At 46.4% G+C, this 9,860-nt stretch carries 6 protein-coding genes and 1 pseudogene; 5 read left to right on the top strand and 2 right to left on the bottom strand.

The features are described 5' to 3' along the window. Positions 1–48: 48 nt before the first annotated feature. Positions 49–483 (bottom strand): hypothetical protein, encoded by a 435-nt coding sequence (locus tag ACTHR7_RS02765; protein ID WP_440370282.1) that lies wholly within the window; start codon positions 481–483, stop codon positions 49–51. Further along, entirely contained in the window at positions 476–1,783 is a 1,308-nt protein-coding gene (locus ACTHR7_RS02770; RefSeq protein WP_049343858.1) for a homoserine dehydrogenase, read from the bottom strand. The genes ACTHR7_RS02765 and ACTHR7_RS02770 overlap by 8 nt, the downstream gene beginning before the upstream one ends. Before the next feature lie 206 nt (positions 1,784–1,989). Here ACTHR7_RS02770 and ACTHR7_RS02775 point away from each other — a divergent pair, with 206 nt between their 5' ends. The 5 genes and pseudogenes from ACTHR7_RS02775 to ACTHR7_RS02795 form a co-directional block, all read left to right on the top strand. Continuing rightward, entirely contained in the window at positions 1,990–2,364 is a 375-nt protein-coding gene (locus tag ACTHR7_RS02775; RefSeq protein WP_293206064.1) for an Mth938-like domain-containing protein, read from the top strand. Positions 2,365–3,029: 665 nt separating this feature from the next. Continuing rightward, positions 3,030–6,299 carry a TonB-dependent receptor domain-containing protein gene (locus ACTHR7_RS02780; RefSeq protein ID WP_070735149.1) on the top strand — a complete coding sequence of 1,090 codons (3,270 nt, stop codon included), beginning with the start codon at positions 3,030–3,032 and terminating at the stop codon, positions 6,297–6,299. A gap of 200 nt (positions 6,300–6,499) precedes the next feature. After that, positions 6,500–7,387 carry a Slam-dependent surface lipoprotein gene (locus ACTHR7_RS02785; protein ID WP_070735150.1) on the top strand — a complete coding sequence of 296 codons (888 nt, stop codon included), beginning with the start codon at positions 6,500–6,502 and terminating at the stop codon, positions 7,385–7,387. A 318-nt stretch (positions 7,388–7,705) separates the two neighbouring features. After that, positions 7,706–9,172, top strand: coding sequence for a surface lipoprotein assembly modifier (locus ACTHR7_RS02790; protein ID WP_049343865.1), 1,467 nt, complete (start codon positions 7,706–7,708; stop codon positions 9,170–9,172). A 579-nt stretch (positions 9,173–9,751) separates the two neighbouring features. Beyond that, a pseudogene (locus ACTHR7_RS02795) lies at positions 9,752–9,860 on the top strand (IS5/IS1182 family transposase); the annotation flags it as partial.

Consider the following 9,860-nt stretch of genomic DNA (forward strand, 5'->3'; position numbering starts at 1 on the left):
GTCTGTTGTTCAGACGGCCTTGTATCTTTGGTTTAAACCGATATTGGTTCACTCAGCCTTTAAATCCATCACGCATTGCTTATCGCGAGCCTCAAAAGCTTCCGCGCCACCCAAGAGCTTGAGTTGCTCCTCTGGGCTGATTTTGCCGAAGTTTCGGATTTGCTCGTCAGAGAGTTTGCTTAAAGGCTGATCCCACATGCAGACACAATAGTCTTGAGCCAATTTCTCGTTTTGTGCATCCAAACCTTTTGCTTTCAAATCAGCTTGCCATTTTTCAGCAAAAGGAATGTTTTTCACACAAGATTCTACCACATTTTGTTTCATCTGCGGCTTGTTCATGGCGCATTGTGAGAGCAGGGCAGTCAGAGCCAGCAAAGACAAAATAATCCATGCCCAAATACGGATGGTGCGGATTTTTGCCTTGGCTTTCTTTCTGGCCGCCAGTTGCTCTTCAGACGGCCTTTCCGTTTGTTGCTCAGTCATGCAAGCTTTCCATGCGGATCATGGTGATCGGAGCATCCACGCAGCTCAATGCCTCAATCGCTGCGATAGCGCGTTTGACGTTGTGTTCCACTGTGGTGTGGGTCAGAATCACAATTTCAGCAGTGCTTTGATTAATCACGCCTTTTTGAATCAAAGCTTCGATAGAAACATTTTCTTTGGCCAAGAGTGCGGCAATTTGACCCAAAGTGCCCGGTTCGTCAGTTGCTTGAACGCGCAGATAGTAGCTGCTGGTGATTTCATCCATAGACAGAATATTTTGCGCTTGAACTTGTGAAGGTTGGAATGCCAAGTGAGGAACACGATGGTCAGTTTCCGCTTCAATCAGGCGGGCAATATCAATGATGTCGGCAACCACGGCAGAGGCAGTCGGCAATGCGCCGGCACCCGCACCGTAATACAAGGTTTCACCAACCATATCGGCATTGACGCGGACAGCATTCATCACGCCGTTAACGTTAGCCAGCAGACGGCTTTCAGGAATCAGAGTAGGGTGTACACGCAACTCGATGCCTTTGTCGGTTTTACGGGTAATACCCAACAATTTGATACGATAGCCAAGCTCTTCAGCGTATTTGATATCGCGGCTGTCGAGTTTGCTGATGCCTTCCAAATAGCAGGCAGAAAAGTTCATCGGCGTACCAAATGCCAATGCGCTCATAATGGTAATTTTATGGCCGGCATCATGACCTTCGATATCAAAAGTAGGGTCAGCTTCTGCATAGCCCAAAGCCTGAGCTTCTTTCAAGACGTCTGCAAACGCGCTGCCTTTTTCACGCATTTCAGTAAGAATGAAGTTGCTGGTACCATTAATAATACCGGCAATACTGCGGATTTGGTTCGCAGCCAAGCCTTCACGCAAAGCCTTGATAATAGGGATACCGCCGGCAACAGCAGCTTCAAACTGTACCATGACATTTTTTTCTTCTGCCAAAGGAAAAATTTCATTGCCGTATTCAGCCAGCAGTTTTTTATTGGCAGTAACAATGTGTTTACCGTTTTCAATCGCTTTCAATACCGCATCTTTGGCAATACCGGTGCCTCCAAACAATTCAACAACAACATCAACATCTTGATGTTGAACCAGCTCAAACGGATCTTTGATAAAAGCAGCATTCGGGCAAATTTGTTTGGCTTTTTCTTCGCTCAAATCACAAACAGCAGAAATACGGACTTCACGTCCCAAACGGCGGCTGATTTCCGCAGCGTTGTCCTGCAATACAGTAGCAGTACCGCCACCGACTGTACCCAAACCTAAAAGACCGATATTTACTGGCTTCATTGTGTCTCCTTTTGAGCCGATACTTTAAAATAATCACGAAAAACCAAGGCTTGTTATAATCGCTTGCAATCGTAAATTCAGAGCAAAGCATCAATGCACAAGGTTAAACGTTGAATCCTACCTGATATTGCTTGATTTTGCACCTTTTTTTGCAAGTTTCCCAAGGCCGTCTGAAAAATCGTTCTACCATAAAAACAGGAATTGCCATGAAAATCACAGAAAACCATATCGATAAAGCCACATCATTTTTTTCATCCTCACAAGGCATATTGCAAATCGGTGAACAAACATATTCAGAACTAATTTGCTGGCAAGATGGCAAAGTAAGCATCATTCCTCAAACAACCATCGAAGAATTAAACGAACAAATTTTTATTTCAGTAATTGAAACAGCAGAAAACTGTCCAGAAGTCATTATCATAGGTACAGGAGCAAAACAAAAATTTCTGCATCCCAAAATTGCTGCAGTTTTATCAGCCTACGGCATCGGCTTCGAATGCATGAACACAGCTTCAGCTTGCCGAACTTTAGTTTTACTGCAAGGAGAAGGCCGAAGCACATGGGCTTGGTTATGGCCATAATTTGTAGAAAAGACTATTGCATCATGCTAGTCTAAGTTCGCATAATTTATATTATGTTAAATTCATAATACTAGTATTTTAGCCTGCCAACTCCTGTTTCTCTTATTAAAGAAGAACTTCTACGTTCACAATGAGATTCCTGCCTCCAGATTTAAAAAAATCACATCTTGCAACTAGCGGAACACTTTTTCTAAGTATGTCTAGTACAAGGTACTTCTTCTCAAGGAATATGAAGGTACTTGGTATCGTACTAAGGCTCCCTGCTCCCTACTCGACTTCATTACTCGATAATTAAGGTGACAACTGGCGCAATTAGCCTGTTAGCTGCCTTTAAGAGGTTCAAACACATCGCCTTCAGATGGCTTTGCACACTTACTTTGTTCTGCCCCAAATAGACTGCCCGGGCATAGCGGAATTTACGGTGCAGTGTCAGAAATAACTCACATAATCGAAATAGCGGCTCAATAATCTCTACCGCTTCCCCTCCCTATTCTATTGATCAAATCTCAAAAAACATTTCCATATTATTAAAAACAAGTTAGAATTTCATAAAATTATAAATAATAATCAAACTTATTTGTATTATTTTAGTCAGAGTGTAATCGCATCTATTCGATCTGTCTCATTCAGACGGCCTTACCAATCAAGTTATATGGATTCATTCTATGCAACCGATCAAAGTCACCACCCTCTCCGCCTGCATCGCCGCCATTGGTTTCGTCCCTGCCGTTTATGCTGCAGATAATTCGACAGTTATTCTCGATACCATAACTGTCAAAGGAACTCGAAATAAGGATGAAATCGGTAAAAACCGCGTTTATACCCGCGAAATCGTCAATCTTTACAAGAGCAAAAACGAAGTCGAAACCTTCAAAGGCAACACCGTATCCGACCTTTTAAGCGGTATGTCCGGCGTGTACAGCGGCGACGCGCGCAACAGCGGCGCGCTGGATCCGAATATACGTGGTGTGCAAGGTCAAGGACGGATTCCCGTTACCATCGACGGCACGGAGCAGGCGATTACCGTCTGGCGCGGCTACGCGGGCGCAAACAACCGCAACTACGTCGACCCCAACATCATCAGTAGCGTTTCTATCGAAAAAGGCCCCTCGTTCAGCCGTGATATGAAAAGTGGCATAGGCGGCTCCGTCGCCCTGAAAACCATCGATGCCGACGATATTGTCCCCGAAGGGCAGAAATACGGCTTTGAAGTGAAGGCGGAGGCTTCCAACAATTCCATCAAAAGGCGTGAGAATGCTTATGAACATTCAGTCGATTATCGAACCTTGCCTGTTCCCGCAGTAGCGACGGGTGGTATTTGGCGTTCGTTTTTTGACGATACCGACCGAATCGACCAGCGTTTCAACGGACGCAATAAATTTGGGGAGGATAAAGCCTACCGCATTGCCGCCGCCACCAAGCAGGACAATTTCGATGCCATGCTTGCCTATGCCTACCGCAGTAAAGGCAATTATTTTTCCGGCAAAAAAGGCGCGGAACGCTACGGTTATATCGGTCCTTGGACACAAGAAACTTTAGACGAATTGAAACGTCGTAAAGAAGAAGCCGCTGCCAAGGGTGAGAAATTTTTCGGCAGTGAAAACATGCTGGGCGCACCCGATATTTCAAAAATCGGACTTTTTTATCATCCGGGCGGGGAAGTCAGCAATACCTCGCTCGAAACCAAATCATGGGTAGGTAAAACCACCTTCCGTCTGCCGAACCGCCAAACGCTCAAATTCGGCCTGCGCCATACCGATTCCACGTTCGGCGAAATTATGCCTTCGCGCATTATCGGCCCCATCAGTTGGGATGCGTCCGTCCTCAACAAAATTGCCGAATGGCCGCAGGCATGGGTAAAACAGCGTTCCTACAATATCGACTATTCGTGGAAGCCCGAGGGCAGCCGTTGGATAGATTTCGATGCCACGCTTTGGACAACGCGCACCAAATCCAAAACCAATACCGCAGGTGGCTCACCCGGCGATACCGTTTATGAGGACAACAAATTTCAAATAGCATGGGATGAGTACGACAGATGGCAAAAAGCTACGCCTGAAGAGCGTCAAGAATTGCTGAATGCAGGTTTTGAAGTCCCAAAACCGCCCAAACCCGAAACGCCCAATACAAACGGCAGGTTCAACACTATTGAAGGCAACGCCTATTACGCCCGTAACAACCGTACAGGCTTTCAATTCTCCAACCGTATGAAATTGAGCGACAAACTGTCGTTGACTTTGATGGGCGATTTTCAAAATGAAAAACTGACATCGCGCAATGATTTTTCAGACGAGCTGGAGCGGGGAGGATACGACAAATATCGGGAAGAACTCGAAAACAGCACCATCAGGGCAAATTATGAATTGAACCAATACGGTGTACCTCGCAACGGCAAGCGGCGTGAATACAATCTGGGCTTTAATTTTCGCTACGAACCCTTCCGCTGGCTGACTTTGACGGCAGGTGGGCGATATACCAATTTCCAACTTCAGGATAAAAGCAGACGTTTGGAAAGCGGCACGAATAAGACCGGCGATCCGTTAGAAATGAACAGGGGAATAAAATATTCGATCGGCAGGGTTGCCACGCCGCAAGAATACGCGGATTACAAGGCAATTGACGATGCTTTGGCGAATGGCAGTCTTGATTATGGAGTTTTATATGAAACAGAGGAATACGCAGAACAAAGAAAAAAACGTAAACAAATTAGCCTGACTTCGTTTCAAGTCAATTCGCAATATATTCCGACTTTGACAGATGATCGCGAAACATGGGTCAATCCTAATGAAAAGGTGGATTTCTATTGGTTGAAAGACGATAAAGGCCGTCTGAATATGCAGGATCATCCCCTTACCAATGGCAGCATTCCTGATTTGCACACCAAAGTCGCCAATCCTGTATATGACCCGTCTATTCCAGACAGTCCGCAATTTGTACCTAAATACTACGCAGCCAGTGCAAGTGTTTACACAACGCCAATGACCGAAGCCGAAAGACAGAGGGCAATGAAGCAGAAAGGCAGCGGTTGGGCACCCGCATTTTCTGCCACTGTCAATTTTACTGATTACAGCCGCGCCTATTTGCGCTATACCGAAACCCTGCGCTACCCCAGCATTTTTGAAGGGACTTACGGCTTTTCTACTGCCGCCGGCTCATTCAACCGCATGGGCTATGGCTGGCGGCCCGAACACGCCAAAAACTGGGAAGTCGGCTACATCCATGATTTGACGGGACTGTTACCGAAAATGAAAAAAGCGGATTTCCGCATCAACTACTTCCATAACAAGACCAAAAACGTTATCGATAGGGACAGCAATCTCGAATTCGAACAATTCGACAGACAAATCCGCAGTGGTGCCGAGCTGTCCACCCGCTTCGATACCGGACGCGTCTTCGGCAGCCTGAACGTATTCCGCAGCCTGAAAAACAAAATGTGCGACGAAAATTTCACTTGGACATCCGCAACAGAGGGCATGGTTGATTCAAGCTATTTTGTGAAAAACGGTAAGACTATGAATCGTCCTGTCTGCAACCACGGCGGCTTGACCGATTCGGGCTATCTGGCAAGCGCGCTTCAACCACGCTGGTCGATTGATGCCGAATTGGGCAGCCGTTTCCTTGCCAACAAACTGGAAACAGGCGTGCGCCTCCATTACCACAGCCGCGTCTATGAAAACCGCAACGATGCTTGGCAGCCATTCTACGATGTGCGCAATAAATATCAGAATGACAATATGAAGCCCCAGCATAACGATATGCGCTGGCAGCCTGTTGCGGTATGGGATGCCTACCTGCGTTATAAAATCGGCAAGAACCTGACTGCCGAGCTTGTGGGCAGCAATCTGACCAACCGCTACTACCTCGACCCGATGAGCCGTTCTTACCTGCCTGCACCGGGCAGAACCATCAGGATAGGGATTACGGGCAAGTTCTAAAATAGTTTCTAAATACAATTATCAAAACTCTGATATTAGTGAAGTGTAAATTTTCAGAAATGATAATAATTCATGTTTCTATTTCCTAAAAATAGGAATATACTTACCTTACTTTTCCAAGAGGGCGGATTTGTAAGTTTGATTCAGATTCTTCTTGAGAAAGTTCGTTGATTTTGTAAAACTTTATTTTGGAGTGAATTATGAAACTCGTAAAAACCGTTGCGGTATTGAGTGTTGCGTTTGCCGCTTCTTCTGTGTTTGCACTGCCTAAAGGTTTTCAAGCCAACCCGACTGGTGCGACGACCAAATCGATTCAAGTCGAAAGGGTAAAGCATATTGGTGTTACTCTTGAAAACGAAGGTGAGCATAAAGGTAAAGCTTCCATTTTTGTTAGTGATAACAAGGCTGTCTCAGGAACTCCAGAGAAAGGTATTGCCAATAACAAGCCTGTTTCTTTTGCCAAAATTGATGCGACGGCAAATCGATTTTTTGTCAAAACGTTCGCTCACGGTATTTTGGGTAAAGACAAAAACGGCGTTACGGTCGCGAATCTGTACCGTATGAAAGGTATTGTTTGGGACAATATTCCAAGAATGCCCGACCATTCCCATTTAGGCCGTTTATCTTATTCTAAAGTCGGTAATATGGATGTTTACTTCGGCGACTGGTCTGCCGTTCCTTCCGGTGCGGCTGTCGGTACCAAAGGCACGAATTACACCGCCTTCTACAGCGGCACGGGTCGAACCACCAATCTGCCGACTACGGGTACTGCCACTTATACGGTTAAGGGTATCAACCAATATCATACGCAAAATACAGCCCTCTTAAACGGTACGTTGAAAGCTGATTTCGGTAAGCGGACGCTGAACGGCGAAATGAAACGTACAGGTTTGAATGTCGCCATCAACAATGCCACGATTAATACGGCGCAGGCTTCATTTGCAGGTAAGGCTACGGCAAACAAAGTGGCCGGTACGGCCCACGGTCATTTCTTTGGCAACCAAGGCGCAGCGATTGCGGGCGTGGCTGATTTTGGCCTAAACCATGCCTATAACACTGCCTTTGGCGGTACGAAAACCGGCAAATAATGAATCATAATGCGATAAGGCGGACAGTTTTTGTCGTTTCCCATTCCGTCCGCCTATAAAACACAAATCATCCGACACACAATGCACATCGTACAGGGCCGTTCGGAAATATCGGGCTTCGCAATGCGTTTAAGCCGGTATTTTTCGAACGGCCCGTGAGTTTGAAGGCGTGCTGTTTCGATGGGCTTGAGAAGCTCATTTTCAGACGACCCGTCATTCAAATAAAAAAATGCTCTGCCCGGTAAAGATGAAATGTCAGTTTTTCTTTGAAAAGGTCGTCTGAAAAACAAAGCCGCCCGATACACAGGAAAGAATTTTATGAAACGCCTTTTGCTCCTTCCCTTTTTTATCAGCCTGCTGCCCCACGCGTTTGCCGACGACAGGGAAGACCGCTTCATGCAGCTCAAACAGGGAACGGAACTCCGCCGCGCTCAGCAGGAAAGGAACGAAGCGGACAATACGGCGATCGAATTCGGCGCGGGAGAAGTGCAGGACGGCGAAGATTTGGCGTTGTCGCTGATGAAGGCGGTCAACGCGCAAAACGAAGAGGAAACGGCTCGGCTGTTAGACATTTACCGCCGTCAGGATGATTACGACCCCGATATAGTGCTGTTTGCCGAGGCCAATCAGGCGGTGTCCCGCGACGATTTGGAGGCCGCGCTGGCGAAATACCGCGAGCTTTACCGCAAAAATCCCGAATTTCTGCGCGGCCGCCTGGATTTGGCGCGGCTGCTGTTTATAGACAAACAAAACAAAGAATCGGCGGCATTGTTCGACGGCATCGATATTCCCGAAGTGCCCGCCGTCAATGAGAAAATCAAAGTGTTTGCCGACGCTTTGAAGAAACGCGATGCGTGGAGCGGCTCGGTTTCGTTCGGCGCGGGTTACGACACCAACTTAAACCAGTCGTCGGGCACGACGGTTGTCCGCAATCAGACAAGCTGCGGTTTCGATTCGAACGGGCAGCCGATTCTGGACGATGCCGGAATGCTGTCCTGCCGCAACGAACAGCTTGACGCCTACGCGCCCGATGCGTTGAAAAACCGGATGTGGGTATATGAAGCCAACTTAAGCAGACGCATTTCGCTCAACGGCCACCACGGCCTGCAACTGGGCGGCTACGCATGGGGCCGGCTCTATCCCGGCAACAAAGAATACGGCGAACACAATATCAACGTCAGCCCCGCTTACAGTTTTCAGAGCAAAGACCATTCCTTCAGTATCGGCCCGCAGGTGCAATACGAATGGTCGGGCGGGAAACTGCGCGACAGCAGCGCCGGCATCAGCACGGCATACAGCCGCACCTTTTCCGACCAAGCCTCGCTGGGCGTGCAGCTCGACCACAAATACGACCGCTACCGCGGTGAATTAAAACATTTCAACGGCCCGCAGACGCTTCTGTTCACCACCGCCATCTACGCCCTGCCGAAAGACTGGCTGGTATTCGGCGGCTACGACTACCTGCGCAAAAACAGCCGCGAAAAAGTGGATTCCTACCGCCGGCACGGCCTGCGCGCGGGCGTCAATAAACGTTTCGAATCCGGCATCGACGCCACCTTTCAGGCAATCTGGCGCAAAACAGCCTATCAGGATTACCATGCCTGGCTGGAAACCCGCCGCCGTGATTTCGAACGCACCTACCAGTTGGACATCAAATTCGATCGCCCTTTCCTCCGCGGCTTCGTACCCATCCTCACCGTAAAACACACTGACAACAAAAGCTCGTCCTGGCTAAATCGCTATAAACGGAATGAATTTCTAATTAAAATAGAGCATAGGTTTTGAAATTAAAGGTCAGCCAGATGATCTCTTGTAAGATTATTATCTTATATTCATAATGTGATTAACTCGCAAATTTCTTACAGTTTAACTTATCAACTTGCTAAAAAAATTTGCAAATAGGCCGTCTGAACTTAATGTTTCAGACGGCCTTTGCAGTATAAATTAGCTATCCCCTACACTTTCTTGTTTCACAAGAGTTTGATGGTACTTGGTATTCTTATATCTCTCCTACTCCACTACACAATAAATTAGGAAGTAGAGGTAAGGTAAAATTAAATAGCCAAGTTTCTCTTAAAACCTATTGATTTTATACTAAAAATTGGAGTACTATGAGCACACTCTCTAGAGTATCACTAATTCTCATTTGACATATAGGAACAATAAGCGGAATTTGTAGAAGAATAGGAAAAAAGAAAATAATTTATATTATGTTAAATTCATAATGCTAGTATTTTAGTCTATCAATTCCAATTTCTCTTAATTCTACAATTACTTACAATATTCAAAAACAAAAAGGCCGAGACCTTTGCAAAATTCCCCAAAATCCCCTAAATTCCCACCAAGATATTTAGAGGATTTTCCATGAGCACCTTCTTCCAGCAAATCGCACAAGTCATGATTGCCAAACACATCGACCGCTTCCCACTATTGAAGTTGGATCAGGTGATTGATTGGCAACCGATCGAACAAT

This window comes from Neisseria sp. P0007.S010 (assembly GCF_051962875.1).
Classification (GTDB): Bacteria; Pseudomonadota; Gammaproteobacteria; order Burkholderiales; family Neisseriaceae; genus Neisseria; species Neisseria subflava_A.

Coding starts and splice junctions, on each gene's coding strand:
- ACTHR7_RS02780 (WP_070735149.1), top strand. CDS start 3,030: ATGCAACCGATCAAAGTCACCACCCTCTCCGCCTGCATCGCCGCCATT.
- ACTHR7_RS02785 (WP_070735150.1), top strand. CDS start 6,500: ATGAAACTCGTAAAAACCGTTGCGGTATTGAGTGTTGCGTTTGCCGCT.
- ACTHR7_RS02770 (WP_049343858.1), bottom strand. CDS start 1,783: ATGAAGCCAGTAAATATCGGTCTTTTAGGTTTGGGTACAGTCGGTGGC.
- ACTHR7_RS02765 (WP_440370282.1), bottom strand. CDS start 483: ATGACTGAGCAACAAACGGAAAGGCCGTCTGAAGAGCAACTGGCGGCC.
- ACTHR7_RS02775 (WP_293206064.1), top strand. CDS start 1,990: ATGAAAATCACAGAAAACCATATCGATAAAGCCACATCATTTTTTTCA.
- ACTHR7_RS02790 (WP_049343865.1), top strand. CDS start 7,706: ATGAAACGCCTTTTGCTCCTTCCCTTTTTTATCAGCCTGCTGCCCCAC.